The 20,282-nt window shown below is 67.2% G+C and carries 14 protein-coding genes and 1 pseudogene; 12 read left to right on the forward strand and 3 right to left on the reverse strand.

Translation table 11 applies throughout. From position 1 onward, the window contains the following. The first annotated feature begins 210 nt into the window (after positions 1–210). Both EV667_RS12850 and EV667_RS12855 read left to right on the forward strand, forming a co-directional pair. Complete coding sequence (locus EV667_RS12850) at positions 211–1,326, forward strand: linear amide C-N hydrolase (protein WP_131835724.1); 1,116 nt, start codon at positions 211–213, stop codon at positions 1,324–1,326. Between the two features lie 40 nt (positions 1,327–1,366). Beyond that, positions 1,367–2,227, forward strand: a complete 861-nt coding sequence (locus tag EV667_RS12855) for a hypothetical protein (protein WP_131835725.1) — start codon at positions 1,367–1,369, stop codon at positions 2,225–2,227. Between the two features lie 4 nt (positions 2,228–2,231). On the opposite strand, the gene EV667_RS12860 is transcribed toward EV667_RS12855, so the two are convergent. Then, the gene (locus tag EV667_RS12860; RefSeq protein WP_131835726.1) at positions 2,232–3,128 is read right to left on the reverse strand and encodes a helix-turn-helix transcriptional regulator; all 897 of its coding nucleotides are present in this window, start codon (positions 3,126–3,128) and stop codon (positions 2,232–2,234) included. A gap of 140 nt (positions 3,129–3,268) precedes the next feature. On the opposite strand from EV667_RS12860, the gene EV667_RS12865 reads away from it, so the two are divergent. The 6 genes and pseudogenes from EV667_RS12865 to EV667_RS12890 all read left to right on the forward strand — a co-directional run bounded on the left by EV667_RS12865 (position 3,269) and on the right by EV667_RS12890 (position 9,810). Next, positions 3,269–4,411, forward strand: a complete 1,143-nt coding sequence (locus EV667_RS12865) for an ABC transporter ATP-binding protein (protein WP_131835727.1) — start codon at positions 3,269–3,271, stop codon at positions 4,409–4,411. After that, on the forward strand, positions 4,392–5,555 hold the full coding sequence (locus EV667_RS12870) for an ABC transporter substrate-binding protein (protein ID WP_131835728.1): 1,164 nt from the start codon (positions 4,392–4,394) through the stop codon (positions 5,553–5,555). Before EV667_RS12865 ends, EV667_RS12870 begins: the two co-directional genes overlap by 20 nt. A 128-nt stretch (positions 5,556–5,683) precedes the next feature. After that, the gene (locus EV667_RS12875; protein WP_131835729.1) at positions 5,684–6,544 is read left to right on the forward strand and encodes an ABC transporter permease; all 861 of its coding nucleotides are present in this window, start codon (positions 5,684–5,686) and stop codon (positions 6,542–6,544) included. Continuing rightward, positions 6,544–7,359: an ABC transporter permease gene (locus EV667_RS12880; RefSeq protein WP_131836337.1), complete on the forward strand. Its 816-nt coding sequence runs from the start codon at positions 6,544–6,546 to the stop codon at positions 7,357–7,359. The genes EV667_RS12875 and EV667_RS12880 overlap by 1 nt, the downstream gene beginning before the upstream one ends. 7 nt (positions 7,360–7,366) lie before the next feature. After that, positions 7,367–8,128, forward strand: coding sequence for an SDR family NAD(P)-dependent oxidoreductase (locus tag EV667_RS12885; protein ID WP_131835730.1), 762 nt, complete (start codon positions 7,367–7,369; stop codon positions 8,126–8,128). Positions 8,129–8,440: 312 nt separating this feature from the next. Continuing rightward, a pseudogene (locus tag EV667_RS12890) lies at positions 8,441–9,810 on the forward strand (basic amino acid/polyamine antiporter). A gap of 7 nt (positions 9,811–9,817) precedes the next feature. Here the strand turns inward: EV667_RS12890 and EV667_RS12895 are convergent. Next, a complete protein-coding gene (locus tag EV667_RS12895; protein ID WP_245516133.1) occupies positions 9,818–13,018 on the reverse strand; it encodes a multicopper oxidase family protein in 3,201 nt (1,066 codons plus the stop codon). 322 nt (positions 13,019–13,340) lie between these two features. On the opposite strand from EV667_RS12895, the gene EV667_RS12900 reads away from it, so the two are divergent. The 4 genes from EV667_RS12900 (at position 13,341) to EV667_RS12915 (ending at position 17,908) form a co-directional block, all read left to right on the forward strand. Next, positions 13,341–16,112, forward strand: coding sequence for a xanthine dehydrogenase family protein molybdopterin-binding subunit (locus EV667_RS12900; RefSeq protein WP_131835731.1), 2,772 nt, complete (start codon positions 13,341–13,343; stop codon positions 16,110–16,112). Continuing rightward, positions 16,109–16,624, forward strand: coding sequence for a (2Fe-2S)-binding protein (locus EV667_RS12905; protein WP_131835732.1), 516 nt, complete (start codon positions 16,109–16,111; stop codon positions 16,622–16,624). The genes EV667_RS12900 and EV667_RS12905 overlap by 4 nt, the downstream gene beginning before the upstream one ends. Before the next feature lie 12 nt (positions 16,625–16,636). After that, positions 16,637–17,272, forward strand: coding sequence for an Isoquinoline 1-oxidoreductase subunit (locus EV667_RS12910; RefSeq protein ID WP_131835733.1), 636 nt, complete (start codon positions 16,637–16,639; stop codon positions 17,270–17,272). 156 nt (positions 17,273–17,428) lie between these two features. Then, a complete protein-coding gene (locus EV667_RS12915; RefSeq protein WP_131835734.1) occupies positions 17,429–17,908 on the forward strand; it encodes a hypothetical protein in 480 nt (159 codons plus the stop codon). A 71-nt stretch (positions 17,909–17,979) separates the two neighbouring features. Here the strand turns inward: EV667_RS12915 and EV667_RS12920 are convergent, their stop codons facing one another. Further along, on the reverse strand, positions 17,980–20,280 hold the full coding sequence (locus EV667_RS12920; protein ID WP_131835735.1) for a pentapeptide repeat-containing protein: 2,301 nt from the start codon (positions 20,278–20,280) through the stop codon (positions 17,980–17,982). Between the last annotated feature and the right edge of the window lie 2 nt (positions 20,281–20,282).

Genomic DNA, 20,282 nt, shown 5'->3' on the forward strand with positions numbered 1-20,282 from the left:
CGAGGCTTGGAGATGGCATGGCGCACCGTCCGCCGGTTCTCCCCTCACCTCCGCGCGGCGACCCGCATGAAACGGGAGCCGGCCTTTCCCCTCCCGCTGAATCATGCCACCAACCACGGGCGGCGACGTCCGCCGGCCGGCGGCGCGGCGCGACAGGAGAGGCGCGGTGGCGGGGCACAGGCCCTCGCTCGAACGGGAAGGACGGACGAGATGTGCACATCGCTCGGCTATCGCGACGCAGGCGGCAGGGCCTATTTCGGCCGCACGCTCGAACTCACCATCGACCTGCCCTACCAGATCGCCTTCTTTCCCGCCGGGTTCCGCACCCGCTCGCAGGTCGAGGGGCATCCGGCGACGGAATACACCGCGCGCTACGCCATGCTCGCCGTCACCATGCCGTACCGCGTACCGACGCCGGAGGCTCCCGCCGGCATCGACGATCTGAAGGTGTTGGAAGGGCTGAACGACCAGGGGTTGACCTTCAGCCTGTTGTCCTACCCCACCGCCGGTGGCGGGTACCGCTCGGTGGCGATGACGCAGGCCGTGCTTTCCGCCTCCGATCTCGGCAGTTGGTGCCTCGGCCAATTCGCTACCGTCGCCGAGGTGAAAGCGGCGGTCGCGGCCCAGCCGATCCTGCTCGTGCCGCTGGCGATGCTGGGCGGGGTGGAATCACCGTTCCACTATGTGGTGCACGACGCCACCGGGGCGGCGCTGGTGATCGAGTTCGATCGCGGCGAGATGAAGATCTATGACAATCCGGTCGGGGTGATGACCAACGGGCCGGATTTCGGCTGGCACCTCACCAATCTCAACAACTACACCTTCCTCTCCAATGTCGATAAGTCGTCGGCCAGCTTTGGGGGCTACACGGCGGTGCAGCCGGATTCCGGCATCGCCACCGCCGGCCTGCCGGCCTCGAACACCTCGGTCGGGCGCTTCGTTCGCGCCGCCTATTACGCCCAGTTCACCGAGAAGGCGGCGACGCCGGACCTCGCCGTGCAAACGCTGGCGCACGTCCTCAACAATTTCGACCGGCCGCGCGGGGTGAGCATCGACCCTCCCGGCGGGGGCGGCGGCCATATGGAGGTGGCGGGGCTCGACCAGCCGGCGAGCGAAACCTACGCCACCGAATACACCTGCTGGACCAGCCTGTCGGACCTCGACCGCAAGCTGTTCTTCCTGCGCGACTACAGGAGCCTCAACTTCTCCCGCTTCGACCTCGCCGCGCTGGCCGATGCGACCGAGCCGAAGGTGCTTCCGCTTCACCTGCTCCACCAGGAGGCAAGCGATGCCACGGCGGCGCTGAAAGCGGCGACGGCGACGTGAGACCCGGCGCGCGCGGCGAAGAACCCCGCGGACAAGCCGGATGAAGGCGACGCTCCTTCATTCCACCGGCCTGCGCATGCATGTCGCCGGACCGGGGCCCTTCATCACCAGGCGCAGCTACGGCTATGCCGGCCGGCGCATCGTCTGGAAGGCGCGCCAGCACCGAAAGGGGCTGGCGCGCGCGGCCCGGGCGCTGGAGAACGCGCCGGTCCCGTTCTGGCAGACGCAGGGCTACAATTGGTGGACCGGCGGGCTGTTTGCGCTCGGCTCGCTGCTGTTCCTGCTCGGCAGCCTGCTCAGCCTGCTGCCGGCCGACCTCGGGCTTGCCGCGACTCCGATCAATGTCGTGTTCTTCATGGGGTCCATCCCCTTCACGCTGGCGGGGTATCTCCAGCACTTCCAGGCCGCCAATGCGAGCGCCTTCACGCTCGACCCGAGCGACACCGCCGCGCCGCGCCGGATCGCGCTGATCGGCTGGCACCCGCAAAGCCCGGGATGGCTGAGCACCTTCTGCCAGTTCGTCGGCACGGTGGCGTTCAATTTCAACACCTTCGACCCGCTCGTGGTCGGTGACGGCTGGGAGGTGCAGGACCTCGCCGTGTGGCTGCCGGGGATGATCGGCTCGGTGCTGTTCCTGGCCTCCGGCTATCTCGCCTTCGTCGAGACCGCGCACCGCTACTGGAGCTGGCGACCCCGGCAGCTCGACTGGCAGATCGTGTTCGTCAATCTGCTTGGCTGCTTTGCCTTCATGGCCGCCTCGACCCTCGCCTATGTGCCGCGAGGGGGCGAAGCGTGGTGGATACCGGACCTTGCCAACATCCTGCTCGGCCTCGGCGCGTTCGGCTTTTTCCTCGGCGCCGCGCTGATGATGCGCGAGAGCGCGGCAGCGGCGAAGTCTTAACGGTTCACGGCTTGCGCTGCATGGTGGCGACGAAGTGGGCGAACAGGCCGGCCTGCGAATTGATGTTGAGCTTGCGGTAAATGTTGCGACGGTGAACCTTCGCCGTGCCGGCTGAGATGGACAGCAGGCGGGCGATGGAATCGGCGGAATGGCCCTGGAGGATGAGGTCGACCACCTCGCCCTCGCGGGCGGTCAGCGCCAGTTCCTGCCAGATGGTGCCGCGGTCCAGCTCGCGCCCACCCTGCCCGTCCGTCCCGCGTCCCGGGCGGCCGCGCCCTGCCTCGCCAATGACCTCCCCACTCCAGCGAAGCCGGCACAAAGCGAGGACGACCGGCGACAGCTCGCGCAGGAGGCGAACCTGCGCCGCGCCGAACGTGCCGGACGCCGCCTTGCGCATCAGCGAGACCACCACGCTCGCGCCATTGGCCAGCGGCACGAAGAAGCCGACCTCCTCAGCCAGCACGGTCTGGCTGTAATAGGAGCGGTAATATTCGCTGGCATAGAAGCGGTCCGGCGCCAGCTCGCGCATGCGCCGGAAGCCCTCAACGCGCTCGATCGCGGCGTGGTAGAATGGGTCGAGCAGATAGGGCCCCAGTTGGTACAGCGTCACGTAGACGTGGCTCTCCGCCGGGTTGAAGGTCTCGAACAGCAGCGGCGGGCGCGCCGTGCCGCGATAGCCGAAGGTCACGCAATGGTCGAACGGCACATGAGCCCGCAGCCACGCGATGAGCGCGTGGCCGAAGGGGTCGTCGCCCGGCCCGGTAAGCACATCGGCGCTGCGCTCATGGGCGGCCGCGATGGTTTCGGCGAGCAGCCACGCAGCCGAGGGCCGCTCGCCTTCTCGGCGCGTACCCTCTCCCTGCCCGGCCCCGCCCGCAGAGGCTTTGCGCCTGCCCAGCATCTATACCCCTCGTGACGAATAAATAGGCTCTTTCTACCACTGCAAAGGTATATACCCTCAAACGCGCCGGTATTAGCTTTTTGACCAATGACGACCCGGCCGCGCTCCGACGGCGGCCGGAAAGCTGCGGAGAACGTCCGGTGGCAGGCCAGCAGACCCTCGACATCGAGTTTCGCGGCGTCAGCAAGCGCTATGGCGATGTCACCGCCGTCCACCCCACCGATTTCGCCGTGCCGAAAGGCGCGTTCATCGCCCTGCTCGGCCCCTCGGGCTGCGGCAAGACCACCTGTTTGCGCATGATCGGCGGCTTCGAGCAGCCGAGCACCGGGCAGGTGCTGATCGGCGGCACCGACATGGCGGAGGTGCCGCCCCACCGGCGCCCGGTCAACATGGTGTTCCAGCATTATGCGCTGTTCCCGCATTTCGATGTCAGCGCCAATGTCGCCTATGGACTTCGCCAGATTCGCCCGCGCCTGACCTCCTCCGAGATCGGCCGGCGCACCGCCGATGCGCTGGCCATGGTGCAGCTCGCCGGCTTCGGCGCGCGCAAGGTGCATGAATTGTCCGGCGGCCAGCAGCAGCGCGTGGCGCTGGCACGGGCACTGGTCAACCGCCCTTCCGTGCTGCTGCTCGACGAGCCGCTGGCGGCGCTCGACAAGAAATTGCGCACCGACATGCAGATCGAGCTACAGAATTTGCAGCGCGAGCTGGGCATCACCTTTGTGCTCGTCACCCACGACCAGGAAGAGGCGCTCTCCATGAGCGACGTGGTGTGCGTGATGAATGGCGGGCGCATCGTCCAGCTTGGCGCGCCGGACGAGATTTATGATCGCCCGGCCGACCGCTTCGTCGCCGCCTTCGTAGGCAAGACCAATTTCCTCGACGGCACCGTTCTGGAGAGCACGGATGGGGCCGCCCGTATCCGACTCGCCAACGGCATGGAGATCAGCGCCCGTCAGAGCGGAGCTGTCGCCGCCGGCGCCGCGGCGGCGGTGAGCCTGCGGCCGGAGGCTCTGCGCCTCGGCGCGCCCGCAGGCGAGACCGGCCTGTCCGGCATCATCCGCAACCGCATCTTTCTCGGCTCGACCGCCGAGTACGCCATCGAGGTACCGCTTCTCGGCACCCTTCTCGCCACTGCCGACCACAATGCGGCGCAGAGCGATCTCCTGAAACCGGGCGATCGCGTCACCATCAGCTTCAACCCCGGCGCGCCGCTGGCGTTTCCGGCGTCGGACAACAAGACCAGCCAGAGGGAAACCAGCCATGTCGAAGTCGTATCGTGACGGCCTGCCGCTATCGGCACGGGAATTTGTCGACCAGCTCCTGCGCTTCCGCCGCGGCTCCATCAGCCGCCGCCACTTTCTCGGCGTGACCGGCCTCGGCGTCGCCACGGCGGTGCTGGCCAGCGAACTCGGCCTCCAGCCGACGCCGGCCTATGCGGCAGGAGAACTCGGCGACCGCATGTCGATCGCCACCTGGCCGAACTACCACGACCCCCAGACCTTTATCGACTTCCAGAGCAATACCGGCGTCGCCGTCGAGGTGAACGTGTTCGGCTCCAACGAGGAAATGCTGGCCAAGCTGCAGGCCGGCGCCTCCGGCTGGTCGCTGTTCGTGCCAACCAATTACACCATCTCCACCTATCGCCAGCTCGACCTGATCGACCCGCTCGACGTGTCGAAGCTGCCCAATTACGACGCCGCCGCGCAGAACAAGCGTTTTACCTCTGAGGGCGAAGTGGACGGCGTGCTGTGCGCGGTGCCGAAGAACTGGGGCACCACAGGCTTCGCGGTGAACACCCAGAAGCTCACCCCGCCCATGACGAGCTGGAAGGACTTCTTCGACACCGCCATGACCACCGGCAGTGGGCGCGCCATGGTGCATGACTATCAGCTGACCACTATTGGCAACGCGCTGAAATATTTCGGCTATTCCTTCAACTCGCTGAAGCCGGAAGAATTGGCCAAGGCGGAGGAGCTGCTGCTCAAGGTCAAGCCGCATCTGTTCGCCATCTCCAGCGACTACCAGCCCGCCATGCGCAATGGCGACGCCTGGCTGACCATGTGCTGGACCAATGACGGCGCCCAGCTGCACCGCGACATTCCCGAGATCGACTATGTGCTCGGCAAGGAAGGCGGCGAGATCTGGACCGACTTCTACGCCATTCCGAAGGACGCGCCGAACAAGGCGGCGGCCTATGCGCTGCTGAACTATCTGATGGACCCCAAGGTGGCGGTGAAGGAGCACATCGCCAATGGTGCGCCCTCCACTGATGCGCGCGTCAACGCCCTGCTGCCCAAGGACCTGCTCGACAACCCGATCCTCTATCCCGCCGCCGATCTGCTCGCCCCGCTGGAATTCGGCGCGGCGGCCACGCTGACCGACCCGGCCCGCGCCGAACTGATGGCCCGCTTCAAGTCGGCCTGATCCTGCGACCTGTCGGGGGCGCCCGCGCGCTCCCGACATCACTCAGGGAGCGCCGCCGCGCGCTCCCGTCTCGTCTTCGCTCGGGAGCGCGCGACGCTCCCGGTGCCACCCTGTGAACAGGACCTCGAATGTCTGGCGCCGCTCGCAAGCGACTGGTCACGGCCCTGCTGCTCGCTCCGGCTGCGGTGTGGCTGTTCCTGTTCCTGGTGCTGCCCTTCGTGGCGATCGTGGTGTTCAGCCTGGGCGAGCGGGCGCCGGCCGGCGGCTACCAACCTGCCCTCACCCTCGCCCAATATGCCAATCTGCCGGCACGGGCGACGGCATTCTGGAACACCCTGCTGCTGGCGCCGGCCGGGGCGCTGGCCTGCCTGCTCATTGCCTATCCCGTCGCCTATTATCTGGCCCTGAAGGTGCTGCCGCAGCGCCGGCTTCTGCTGGTGGCGCTGATCGTCATCCCGTTCTGGACCAGCCTGCTGATCCGCACCTATGCCTGGATGTACATTCTCGGCGGGCGCGGCATTCCAGCCTGGCTGGAGATGATCGGCCTGCCGGAACTGCGCCTCATCAACACCCCGGGCGCGGTGCTGCTCGGCATCGTCTACGGCTATCTGCCGCTGATGATCCTGCCGATCTATATCAGCCTGGAGCGGCTCGACCGCCGGCTGCTGGAAGCTTCGGCCGACCTTGGCGCCACGCCGTTCTCTACCTTCTTTGGCGTGACCTTGCGGCTCTCGCTGCCCGGCATGATGACCGGCTTCTCGCTGGTGCTGATCCTGCTACTGGGCGAATACCTCATCCCGACCCTGCTGGGCGGGGGCAAGGTGTTCTTCATCGGCAATGCGCTGGTCGACCTGTTCCTGCAATCGCGCAACTGGCCGTTCGGCTCGGCCATTGCGGTGGCGTTGGTGGCCATCGCCGTCGCGCTGCTGCTGGCCGCCAACCGCATTACCGCCCGGCTCTCCGGCGCCCGACAGGTCGACCTCCTATGATGCGCGCCTTCGTCGTCGCCGTTTACGGCTTCCTCTATCTGCCGATCGTGCTCGTGGTGGTGTTCTCGTTCAATGCGGGCCGGCACGCGAGCGACTTCACCGGCTTCTCCGTCCAGTGGTACGGGCGGGCGCTTTCCAACACCTTCCTCATGGAGGCGCTGACCAACAGCCTGATCGTGGCGACGACCAGCGCGGCACTGGCCTCGCTGTGCGGCACGGCGGCGGCCATCGGCCTCGGCCGCGCCGGCCCGCGCACCCGCGCCGTGTTTGACGCGCTGTTCGGCGCCGCCATCGTGGTGCCCGGCGTGGTGATCGGCATTGCGACGCTGGTGGCGCTGGTGCAACTGTTCGGGATCGTCAATCCGGCGATCGCGGTGCTGTGGCCGGGCGATGCCCCGCCGCGCCTGTCGCTCGGCTATGGCTCGATCATCGCCGCCCACGGGCTGTTCTCGACCGCGCTCGTGACCATGATCGTGCGGGCCCGGCTCGGCGCGCTCGGGCGCGACATGGTGGAGGCGTCCAGCGACCTCTATGCGAGCCCTTTCACAACCTTCCGCTCGATCGTGCTGCCGCAGATCCTGCCGGCCATCCTTGCCGGCTTCCTGCTGGCCTTCACCTTCTCCTTCGACGATTTCATCATCGCCTTCTTCGTCGCGGGATCGCAGACCACGCTGCCCATGTACGTCTTCGCCTCGATCCGGCGCGGCGTCACGCCGGAAATCAACGCCATCGGCGCGCTGGTGCTGGCCGCCTCCATCGTGCTCATCGTCGCGGCGCAACTCCTGCTCCGCCGGCGCCGCCCGACTTCCCCATAGGTAGATCATGATTTTGCAGGACAAGGTCGCCATCGTCACCGGCGCAGGCTCAGGGATAGGGCGCGCGGGGGCCCTCGCCATGGCCGCCGAGGGGGCGCTCGTCATCGTCGCCGACCGCGACCGCGCCGCCGGCGAAGCCACCGCCGAAGCGATCCGCGCTGCCGGCGGGCGGGGCGAAGCGGTGGCGACGGACGTGGATGTCGACGCGCAGATCGAGGCGCTGATTTCCGGCACGCTGGCGCGCCATGGCCGGCTCGATATCCTGCATAGCCACGCCGGCATCCAGGTTGGCGGGCCGCTGACCGAGGTCGAGCCGGAGGGTATGGACCGTTCTTGGCGGATCAATGTGCGCGCGTCCTATCTCGCGGCGCGCCTCGCAATGCCGGCGATGATCGAACAGGGCGGCGGCGTGATCCTCATCACCGCTTCCAACTCCGGCGTGTTCTACGACCGCGAGATGATTGCCTACACCACCTCCAAGCACGCCGTCATCGCCATGGCCCGGCAGATGGCCGTCGACTATGCCCGCCACAATGTGCGGGTGAACGCGCTGTGCCCGGGCTGGGTCGACACGCCGTTCAACGAGCCGTTCATCGCCCAGATGGGCGGGCGCGCCGCCATCGAGGCCTATGTGCGCGAGAAGATCCCGATGGGGCGCTGGGCGAGCGCAGAGGAAATCGCGCAGGCGATCCTGTTCCTCGTCTCCGACCGCTCCTCCTTCATGACCGGCCAGGCGCTCGTGGTCGACGGCGGCGAGAGCATCGCCTGAACGACCGGACCGCGCCGGTGTCACCTTTTGGCTTGTGCAGGGCGTGCATTCTCCTGATGCAAAAACCCGTGACCGCACGTAGCGTTAGCGATACTTGTCCATGGAAAAGGCGCCAGCCAATACTGGCGGCAGCCTTGGGTATTCAATTAAGTATCGGCCAGTGCGGGTAGCATCCGTTACGGAAGAATTCAGCTCTACCTTTCCCGCCCGCGCCAGGCGCCGGCTATCGCGCAGCGCAGGAGGGCCATCATGGCCGAAAGGTCCGCCGGCTCACTATCACTGCTCTCGCTCACCGGCATGGTGGTCGGCTCAATGGTCGGGGCCGGCATCTTCAACCTGCCCGGCCGCTTTGCCACCGCGACGGGGCCGTTCGGCGCCATCATCGCCTGGACCATCGCCGGCACCGGCATGTACATGCTGGCGCGGGTGTTCCAGGCGCTGGCGGAAAAGCGGCCGGATATCGACGCCGGCGTGTTCGCCTATGCCAAGGCCGGCTTCGGCAATTACATGGGCTTCCTCTCGGCCTTCGGCTATTGGCTCGGAACCTGCCTCGGCAGCGTGTTCTACTGGCTGCTGATCGGTTCTACGCTCAGTCGCTTCTTCCCGCAGTTCTTCGGCGACAACGCCAGCGCGATGACGATTCTCGTCTCGCTGGTCGGGATCTGGTCGTTCCACTTCGTCATCCTGCGGGGTGTGGAACGAGCGACGCTGATCAACACCATCGTCACCATCGCCAAGATCGTGCCGCTGATCGTGGCCGTCATCATCCTGATGCTGTTCTTCAATGGTGAGCAGTTCTCGGAGAACTTTTTCGGCGGCGTCGAGATGCCGGAGAAGTCGCTGCTGGCGCAGGTGCGCGACACCATGCTCATCACCGTCTTCGTGTTCCTCGGCATCGAGGGCGCAAGCGTCTATTCGCGCTACGCTCGGAAACGCTCGGATGTCGGCTCGGCAACCATTCTCGGCTTCGTCGCCGTCACCGGACTGATGGTGGCCGTGACGCTGCTGCCCTATGCCACCGCACCGCGCGCGGCGATTGCCGGCGTGGCCAATCCCTCGCTGGCCGGCGCGCTCGAATTGGTGGTGGGGCATTGGGGGCGGTGTTCATCTCGGTCGGCGTGCTCGTATCGGTGCTCGGGGCCTATCTCGCATGGACGCTGATCTGCGCCGAGGTCCTTTTCGCCGCTGCCCAATCCAAGGATATGCCCCGGATGTTCGCGGCACAGAACACTCACCGCGTGCCCGCCAACGCGCTTTGGCTGACCAATATCGTGGTGTCGCTGTTCGTGATCTCGACCTACTGGTCACGCGATGCCTTCAACGTCATGCTCGACATGGCGAGCGTCACCTCGCTGCTGCCCTATCTTCTGGTCGCCGGCTATGCGGTGATGCTGGCGCGCAGCGGGGTCGGCTATGAGGCGGCGCCGCATGAGCGCACCCGCGACCAGATCTTCGCCTGGATCGCGGTGGTCTACACGCTGTTCATGTTTGTCGCCGCCGGCCTTGAATACATGCTGCTGGCGACAGTGCTGTTCGCGCCCGGCACCGCCTTCTATGTCTGGGCCCGGCGTGAGCAGGGGGCGGTGATGTTCAAGCCCGTCGAACTCGGCATATTCCTGGTCACGCTTATCGGTGGCGCTGCCTGCACCTATGGTCTCGCCACCGGCCTCATCGTGCCTTGAGCGAACCTCAGTCGCCGCCGAGAACCACGGCCCCGGCGCTCTCCACCCTTGCCTCGCCAAGCGGTGAGGCGGCGAGCGTGGTCGCGCCCTCCCCGGCCCGCTCCATGGCGAAACGGCGCACCGTGGCGGCGCCCCCGCCGGGCACGGTTGCGACCAGAAGATCGGCGCCCGTGGTGGTGCTCGATGTCGCCACGCTCACCCCACGCGCCTGCGCGCCGAACGGGGTGAAGCGCGCCATCTCGGTGAAGTCGGCCTTCTGGTGGGCCGCGGCGCTTTGCAGATACATGGGCGGGCCGCCATCGAGCGCCGAGCCGGCGGAGTACACCGCCACTTCGGCACCGTCCTGCTGGCCGATGACGATGCGCTCTGCACCGCCAAGCACGCCGGCCAGCCAGCCGGTGGCGAGCGACACGCCGCCGCGATAGTCCGGCCCGAAGGGCGTGAACGACGCCGACAGCACCGGGCGCGGCGGGCCCTTGCTGCGATGCGCGTGGCTGCCGATCTCGCCCTCCATCGCCCGGAGCCCCGGGAACACGAACACCTTGACGGTCGCCGGCGAGCCGGCACCGGGCGCGGCCACGATGCTCTGGCGGCCGGTGGTGAAATCGACGAATCCGGTGGCAAGGGTGACGCCGTTGCGCTCGCCATAGAAGGGGTTGAACGTCGCGAACAGCTCCGGCGCCGTTCCCACGGCCGGCAGCTTCGAGACGAACACCCGGATTTCGCTCGACACGCCCGGGCCGGAGCCGGCGATGACGTTGTCGCCAGTGCCCAGCCCGTCGACCTGCGCCGCCGCGACGCTTACACCGCCCGTAGCGGCGGCATCGAATGCGAGAAAGCGCGCAAGCTCGGTGGCGAAGACGCCGCCGCCCTGCCGGGCCGCCCCGGAAAACACCGCCACCTCGGGCGCATGGCCCGGGCCGGCGCCGACAACGAGATCGTAGATGCCATCGTCGTCGACATCGCCGATGGCGACACTCGGCGTGCCCTCATAACCCGGAAAGGGCGTCACCGTCGCCAGCAGCCTGTCACCGTCCATCACCCGCACGGTGGCGGCGCGGCCCGGCGCACCGGGCACCGCCACGGCATAGGAAGAGATCGCCGGGATGACGTTGACCAGCGCCATCAGGCCGTTGTCCTCATGGTTGAGCCGGTGGCAGTGCATCACGAACAGGCCGGCATAATCCTCGAAGCGGGTGCGGATGGTGAGTTCGCCTGCCTCGATCACCGACTCCTCGGGGCCGAGATTGGGGGCCGGCACATTGGCATTGTCGATGCCCTGCTGCACCGCCCCGACCTTGAGGCCGATGGTGGGATCGGACACCGAGATGATCTGGAAGTCGTTGACGTGCACATGGATGGGGTGCTCGTCATTGTTCTCGTTGCGGAAGACCCATTCCTCCACCGAATCCAGCCTCGGCTGCATCAGCGGCACATTCGGGAACGCCCCGCTGTCGAAGGCGTAGATGAACGCCTTGGGGTCCGCCTTGCTGGCGAGGTTGTTGAGGAAGCCGCCATTGATGAGGATGTTGCGGGTGACGTCCGGCGTCACCTTGGACAGGTCGTCGAAGGAGGTGAAGGCGCCAAGCGACTGGCCCTCGGGGAAGGGCGTGCTCTCGCCCTTCTCGCCTTCCACCACAGCGCTCATGAGCTTCTGCGTGGGGAAGAAGAAGAACCCGTCATAATAGCTCACGGCGGCGGGCTCCACGCTGAGCGCGCCCAGCACGGCGGGCGGGTTTTCCGTGCCGTTGCTGGTGTAGAGGATGCCCGGCGCGTTCTCCGTCCGGGCGCCGCCGCCCCGCGCGGGCATGTCGAGCACCAGTTCGCCCTCGGTCGGCAGTGTCACGGCAATGGCGAAGCGCGAGGCCGGGGGGATGACGAGGCGGGTGCCGTCCCCTTCCACGGGAGTGCGAACGGCGGGGCTGGGATTGCCGTCCTGGCCCACGATGGCGATCTTCGGATGGCGCCCCGTGGCGGTCTCGGTGAGGCGCACGGTCATATAGGCCATCTCGCTGATGTTCGCGAGAACCCAGATCTCGGTCTGGCCCGGCTTGCCGCGCAGCACCGGCTGGAACTGGCCGTTCACCGTGAACTGGATGTCGCGCAGATGGTCCGGCAGCGCCGGATTGGCCGGCACGTTGCCCTCAGGTCCCGCAGAAGCGGTAAATCTCTGCAGGTTGTTGGGGATGAACTGGAAGCGGCCGCGCATGTTGTGGATCGACAGCGGGCCGGCATACCACACGGTGGCGAAGCGCGAGCCCTTTGGCGACGCCGCGAAATCCACCGGCGCCAGAATGGGGCGATAGGTGCCGGCGGCCAGTTCGCCTTCTTTCGGCACCGCCCGCGTGCTGACGAATTGGGGCCAGTTGGGATTGCCGAAGCCCGGCTCCGCTCCCGTGCGGTCGAACACGAAATTGTACTGGAGCGCCATGCTGCGCACCGGAATGGATTTTTGCGTCACGACAGGCAGATTGCCGTCCGGCCGGCCGATCGCCAGCAGGCCGGCGAGGCCGAGATAGACATGGGGAGAGGTCAGTGTGTGCAGATGGGGATGGTACCAGTACATGCCGTGCGGCATGTTTCGCGGCACGTCATAGACATAGGTATTCACCGTTCCCGGTGGCATGTGCAGCAGCACATTGTCGGAATTCGCCTTGGGGCTGACGTGCAGGCCGTGCGTGTGCAGGTTCAGTGGCGAGACGGTGAGCTGCGGGGGATAGATCGGCACCTCCTCGCCCTCGCGGGTGTAGAGCGGGTCGTAGAAGTCGCGGATGGACAGCCCGGCTAGCCCGTTCTGGTAATGGATGATGAGCTTTTCGCCGGGAAAGACCTGCAGCGTCGGCGCGGGATAATTGTTCAGGTTGGCGCTGACGCCGTTGGATGCCTTGCCGCGCACCAGCTCATAGCCATAGAGCAGCGTGTTCTTCACCGGCACCGCCGACGTGTCGAGCCTGGCTTCGCCCTGATGGGCGGTCAGCGTGACTTCCAACACGCCATCGACGCCGGAAAGCACCACAGGCTCCCGGTATTCCGGGGGCTGGTAGGTCGCGGGTTGGGCGAATGTCGCCCCCGCGCCCGGAAGCCAAAGAAAAAAGGCGGAAACCATCGCCGGAGCGACGACACGAACCAGATTGCCCAACTTGCCACCCCACGCGACTACATTGCCGCACGCTACCGTAGCACGGCGCCAGACAAACGAGCGCGGCATCAAATACAAATTCCCAAGCAATTTCTAAAGTATTTTGATGTGTTCGCGGCAAGTCAGTCGATCCCCGCGCCGCCCTTGCTGGCGTTGGATTTGCGCGGCAGCGCGCCTGCCGGCAAGCAGCGCGGGGCCGGCTGCGGTTCAGAGCCCGCGCCGGTCAGCCGGGATGGCACTCAAGCCGGATAATTCGTTCTTTTACAAAGAGTTAAAGAGCGTTCAATAGCGGGGATTCATTCCATCGCAACGGATCGCGCTCCGGTGGCTCTTTCTTCGGAAGTGTTCTAGCTTTGGCCGCCGGTTCGGCGAGTGGCGGGGGCCATAGGCGATGCAGCCAACACGTCGTGAATTCGTCCGCTGGGTAGCCGCCAGCGGCCTCACACTCGCGCTCGCCCGCCTGTCCCCGGCTGGCGCCCTGCCCTTCGAGGCGAGCCAGACCCTGCCGGGCCCCGCCAACGCGCCGCTGATCGGCCGCGCCCGCATCGACGGCGTCGCCAAGGTCACAGGCGCCAAGCTCTATGCGTCCGATTTCCGTGCCGCCGACATGGAGGGCTGGCCGGCCACCACCGCGCACGCGCTGCTGGTGCGAACGCCGGATGCCAGCCATGTCTATGAGGGGCTGAACCTCGACGCACTGCCCCCGCAGGCGCGGCCGACGAAGGTGGTGGGCGCCACTGATGTCGCGGCCGCCGCCTTGCGCGCCCCGCCCTTCTACGCCGGCGACCTGTTCTGCCCGGTCGGCCAGACGCCGCTCTATCTCGGCCAGCCGGTGGCGCTGCTGCTATTCGAGAGCTTCGATGCCTATGACCGGGCACGCATCGCCTTTCGCGACAACCGCGCATTGCTGCGCTTCGGCGCCGAGACCGGCCCGCGCACCGGCCCGAACTACGCCGCGCTGCGGTTCACGCGCATCGCCGGCCCGACGCCGGGCGCGCCGGATGTCTATTCCCCGCTCCAGCAGGGCTGGATCAGCCCCGGCTTCACCGAGGATAGCGGCCGGCCGATTTGGCGCCCGCTGCCGACAGCGGAAGGCGGCGACTATGCGCGCGGTGCGACCTATGGCGAGGAAATTCGCGCCCTGCTGGCGGCGGAAAGTTCCGACCTTCTGGTGCTCAAGCGCGATTTCCAGACCCAGTCCGTCGACCCGATGTTCCTGGAACCGGAATGTGGCCTTGGCTGGTATGAGGAAGGCGCCGGCGCGCTGCACCTCGTGCTCGGCGTGCAGTCGCCCTTCGAGGCGGCCGAGGCGCTCGACTACATGCTGGCGGAGGCGCCCGCCACGGTACGGCCGAAGCGGCTGGACCTCGACTTTGCCTCGCTCGGCGGTGGCTTCGGCGGCCGCGACCACACGCCCTTCCCGCTCTATGCCGGCCTCGCCGCGCTGTTCCTGCCCGGCCGGCCGATCCGGCTGGCGCATGACCGCTACCAGCAGTTCCAAGGCGGCATAAAGCGCCACGCCTTCCACATGCGCTCGCAGATCGGCATCGACCGCGCCACCGGGCTGATCAGCGCCTTTGCCGCCGACCACGTTCTCGACGGCGGCGGTCTCGCCAATTATTCGCCGAGCGTCGCCACCGTTGGCGCCACCGCGGCCACCGGCATCTACAGCATCCCGAAGGTCGACGTAACCACGGTGGCCGAGCACACGCGCGGCGTCACCGCCGGCTCGATGCGCGGCTACGGCACGCTGCAGACCATGACCGCCATCGAGACGCTGATCGACGAGGCCGCCACCGCGCTGAAGATCGACCCGGTCGATCTGCGTCGGCGCAACCTGCTCACTGCCGGCGGGCGCACCATGACCGGCAATCCGTGGACGGTGTCGGTCCGCACGCCGGAGATTCTCGACAAGCTGGATGCCCACCCGATCTGGCGCGACCGTGCGGCCCGGAAAGCGGCGGCCCCCGCCGGCGTACTCGTCGGCACCGGGCTCGCCTGCTGCACGAAGGATTACGGCACCGGCGCCGACTGCTCGCTGGGCCGTGTGGAGATCGACGCGCAGGGCCACGTGACCCTCCATGCCGACTCGGTGGAGATGGGCAATGGCATCGGCACCGCGATCGCCCGGCGCGTGGCGGCGATCCTGGGCCAAACCGCCGACGCCGTGACCGTTGCCCGCATCGACACCTTCCAGGAGCTCGGCCTCGTCACTTCGGGCGATCCCTATTCGATGACGCAGGCGACGCAGGACGCGGCGGCAAAGAACCCGCGCTGGGTGCCGGCCATCAGCTCGGCCACCAGCGCCTCTATCGGCGCCCATGTCGGCACGCAGGCGGCGGCGCAGGCGGCACGGGTCCTCTTCCGCTTCGGCCTCTGGCCCGCCGCGCTCGACCTCTGGGGCATCAAAGCCGGCGATCCCCGCGAATTCCTGTGGGAGGAGGCGTTCTGGCAGGACGGGTTCCTCATCATGTCCGGCCTTCCACCTCTCGCGCAGACCGCCATCGCCGCCGAGGCCCACGCCCGCAAGGGAATTACCGGAGCGATGGCGCACGCCTTTTCGCGCTGGGCATGGGCGCAGGCGGCCTTCCCGCTCGGCGGGTTGGACTGGGCGGCCGAAATCGACGCGCTGGCGGTGCGGCAGGGCGACGGGCCGTTCGAGGTGCTGGACCGGAGCTTCGTGTTCTTCCCGCCCACGGACTATAACCGCATCGGCACGGCCTTCACCTCTTCCTGCGGGACGGCGGTGCGGGTGGAAATCAACGTGCCCGGCGGGGAAATTCGCATCGCGCAGGCCTATAGCGTGTTTGAGTGCGGCGAAGTGCTTGTACCGGAACTGGTGCAGGGGCAGGCGCAGGGCGGCTTCGCCATGGGTGTCGGCTACGCATTGCTGGAAAACCTGCCGCCCTTCGAGGACGGCCCCGGCAACGGCCAGTGGAACCTCGGCGACTATGTGATCGCCCGTGCCTCCGACCTGCCGCTGCACGCGCTTGAGATCGAGGTGCTGCCCCCTGTGTCGCCTAAGGAGCCTCCCAAGGGCATGGCGGAGGTGGTGATGATCCCCGTCGTGCCGGCGCTGCTCAACGCCATCTTCGACGCCACCGGCCACCGCTTCCAGTCGCTGCCGGTGACATCAGCCATGCTGCGCAAGGTGATCTCATGACCGCGCTTTCGCTCACCATCAACGGGACGCCGCACGGGCCGATCGAGGTTCGCGACGACCTGTCGATGAACGATTTCCTGCGCGAGGTGCTGGGGATGACCGGCACCAAGTTCGCCTGCGGCGCCGCCCAGTGCCTGAGCTGCGTCGTCATCGTCGACGATGACGACGGCACCAGCGCCACCCGGCCCACCTGCGTCACGCCGGCAATCAGCTTCAACGGCACGCAGATCCGCACGGTGGAGGGGCACGCCAAAGAGGGCAAGCTCACCGCGCTGCAAAAGGCATTCGTCGCCCATTATGCGTTCCAGTGCGGCTATTGCACCGCCGGGTTCCTGAATGAAGCGCAGGTTTTTCTGGAAGGGCTCCAAGCCACGCCGATCCCGCGCGCCGGGCTCGAACAGGCGATTCTCGAATCGCTGGACGGGCATCTGTGCCGGTGCTCGGGCTATGTGCGCTACCATGGGGCGGTCCGCGACGTCGTGCTCGCCGACCCCGCCCGCTATCTACGGTGACGGGGAACGGCGATGAGCAACCTCCTGCGCTTCCCAAGCCTGATCGCCGTCACTGGCGTGGCGGCGCTTGCCCTCGGAATGGGGATGGCGCTGCTGGCGCCCGCCCCGGTCTCCGGCGCGGCCGCGGACGCGCTGGCGCCGCCGGCCAGCTTTGCCGGTATCACCGACGAGGCCAAGCGCTCGGCGGCGCTGTTCACCGAGCTTGGCCGCGTGCTGACCAGCCCGCGCTGCGTCAATTGCCACCCTGTCGGCGACCGACCGCTGCAGGGCGACGCGCAGCGCCCACACCAGCCCCCGGTGTTTCGGGGCGAGGATGGAATGGGCCTCGCCAGCCTGCGCTGCACCGTCTGCCATCAGGCGACCAATTACGATCCCGCGCGCATGCCGGGACATGACCCCTGGTTCCTGGCGCCGCGCGAAATGGCGTTCGAGGGCCGGACGCTCGCCCAGCTCTGCGCCCAGATCAAGGACCGTAAGACCAATGGCGACCGCTCGCTGGCCGACCTCGTCCACCATATCGGCGATGACGGCCTCGTCGGCTGGGGGTGGGCACCGGGCCCCGGGCGCACCCCGGTGCCGGGCACCCAGAAGGAAGCGAAGGCCCTCGCACAGGCCTGGGTCGACACAGGCGCCGCCTGCCCGGAGTGAGCGCGCCTCAAGAATCGGCGGGGCACCCGGACGCAAGAGCCGACAACGACATGCGGTCAAAAATAGCCTTTGACGGCGGCACCACTCGATTGGTACCGCGATATGGGAAGCTATCGTGCTTCCGGACGGGCATCAGCGCCCAAAAGGACGTGCCTCATGAACATTCTCTCCCCTCTGGCAGGCCTTCTCTCCGCGCTTCTGCTCACCACCGCCGCCGCACAGGCCGGCGAGACTTTCAGCATCGTCCAGGACAAGCCGGAACTGGTCCATATCGACCTCGGCAAGGAGGGGGCATCGCATGGCGACATGCTCGCCTTCGAGGCGGGCTTCACCGCCCCTGACGGCAAGAAAGGCACGATGAGCGGCCTCATCACCACGGTGGATGTGCCCGACGGTTCCGGCGACAAATTCTTCGACCGCCTCGCCGACATCGTTCTCGATTTCGGCGGCACCGACACGCTGGTGATCGCGGGCCGCTCCACCTACGCCGTGGGCGCCGGCGAAATGGTGGTGGATGCCCCGCAGGTACGCGCCATCGTTGGCGGCACAGGCCGGTTCATCGGCAAGCGCGGGCAGATGACCACGACGCGCCGCGATGCTGGACATTACGAGCACAAAATCGAGCTGGTCGACTGACGCCTGGGAGGCGACATCGCCAACGTAAGACTCTTCCGGGATCGGCCGCAGGCCCGGTCCCGGAATGCCCTTTAGCCGGCGCGTCTCGCGGCCAGAAACTGGAACTCCGGCATCCTGCCGTCCCGCACCAAGGCATAGCGCGACCCGGAAGGCCCGATGACGGAATCGCCGAGCGCATCGGTGAAACCGATGCTTCCCGTAAAGGCGGCGCCTTGCGGAAGAATAGTCCAGTCGCGCAGCAGGAGCAGATCCGTTCCATGGGCGCTGAGCCCGGCATCGTCTTCAAAGACCGCGATCCGCGAAAAGCCGTAGGGCCCGCCATAGGAAGACGATGCCGGCAGGATGGAAAAATAGGCGTCGCCCGCAATCGGCGCCTGACCTGCCAGCGCGTAGCCATTGCCCCTGAACGCGGCAACCAGCGCTGCGCTGGCAGTGGGTTTCTTGAGATCCGTCGCGCTCGTCTTCGCCAGCTGAAACAGGAACACGCCTGACTTCGCATCGAATACGAGAAAGGTCGTAGCGGCCGTCTCGACGCGATAGGCGCGCGGTGCCGTCGGGTCCGTCACCGCCGCATTGTCGATCTGCCAGAAATCCACAGTAGAGACGCTCGCCCGGGCCCCGAACGGGTAGCCCGCAGCGGCGAAGAGCGGCGCGGCGCCCGAGAGGTCCCCCGCCGCGAGCTTAGGCTTCTGGTCGCCCGGCAGGATCAGGATCGGGACCCCCTTCCCGGTCGCCACCATGGCGCGGTAGAACTGCGCCGACAAAAGCGTCGCCTGCGAGAAATTGACCCCGGCCACGGCCGCCCCGGCAAAGCGGGTCATGCCGCCTCCCGCGCCGGCGGTGACCAGCACGCCGGCCATCTTCGCTTGGCACAGGACCGAATTGCTGAAATCGGCACCCGACAGGAATGCCTGGGTGAAATCGGTGCCGACGAAGAACCCGTTCGACAGGGCGGCATTCTCCAGATCGGCATGGTCGAGGGTGGCGCCGTCGCCATACCACCGCGCAAAGCTGAGATCGGCGCCGGACAGCCCGGCACCGCTGGCCTTGGTCCCGAAGGCGAGTATTCCGGACAGGCAGGCGGGCGGCAGCGCCGTCTCCCTGAACACCTCAATCCTGCCGGCGAGCAGCGTGAGCATGAACGGCCCGTTCCGCTCGTCGTCGAGGCGCCATTTGAAACCCGGCATCAGCGCAAATACGGGTGCGCTGCCGTCCAGCGTGGCACCCGAGGACTGGAAGGCCGCGATCAGGGCGGGCGTGGGGAAGGCCTTGTGGTCGAGATCGCCGGCGAAGCTCGTCGCGAGCGCGAAAAGATAGGATCGCGATCCGAAGGCCGCCTTCGCCAGATCGGCTCCCGACAGGTCGGCGCCGATGAAATTGGTGCCGTGCGCGCGCGTGCCTCGCAGGCTCGCCTTGTTTAGCCGGCACCGGGTGATCGTCGCCCGGTCGAGGGCGGCGCCGTCGAGCACGGCCTTTTGCAGCGACGCCTCGGTCATGATGGCGTCGGCCAAAGTGCCTCCGGTGAGATCGAGACCGTCGAGCATGGCCTTGGTCAGTTCCGCCCCGGTGAAATTGGCGCCGCGCATATCAAGCGAAGCGGAGGACGATCCCAGCGTCGCGCCGGTGACGATCGCCTTGACGAGCACAAGGTTGCGGGCGGATTTCGGGCGGCCCCAGGCGGAACCGCTGAGATCCGCGCCCGTCATATCGGCCCCGTCGAAAATGGCGTCGTCCGCTTTCGCCGATCCCAGCCGCAGGCCGGCCATCCGCGCGCCCGAAAAATCGGCCCGCTGTGCCACGGTCCCGTCCAGGATCGCGCCTGACAGATCGGCACCCGTGAAGTCGATCCCGGTGAGGTCCGCGCCGGTGAAGTCGACACCCGCGAGATCAGCCTTGCGCGCAGCGGCCACCCGGAGGTCGGCAAGGGACGGGGTGATGGTCGTCGGGGCGAAGATGTTGCCGCTCGTCTCCGAAGGGTTGAGCGTCAGAAGCGGGGCGGCGGCGTTGGTGGCGTAGTACACGGCCCTCCATTGCGCGCCGTCGAACAGGCCCCAGCTTTCCTTTCCAGCGCCGCTGGCGGTTCGCCGAAATGGCGACGCCTGCGCGCGATCATCGGCAAAGACGATCCAGTTGAGTTCGTTCGAGGCGTCGAAGCTCAGCCACCGCCCGTTCGCCAGCTGGATCAGAAAGTCGCTGCTCGCCCCGGACTGATAGAGCGTGGCAAGTGCCGTAGCTCCCGGGCTTGCAAGGCCCATGCACGGCAGCTCGATCGTTTTCGAGCCGGAGATGCGTATGAGCTGCGGGGCGAGATAGACCACAGCGCCCATGCCCGACGATGCAAAGGTGAACTTGCCGGCAAAGTCCCCAGCCAACG

This window comes from Ancylobacter aquaticus (assembly GCF_004339465.1).
Lineage (GTDB): Bacteria > Pseudomonadota > Alphaproteobacteria > Rhizobiales > Xanthobacteraceae > Ancylobacter > Ancylobacter aquaticus.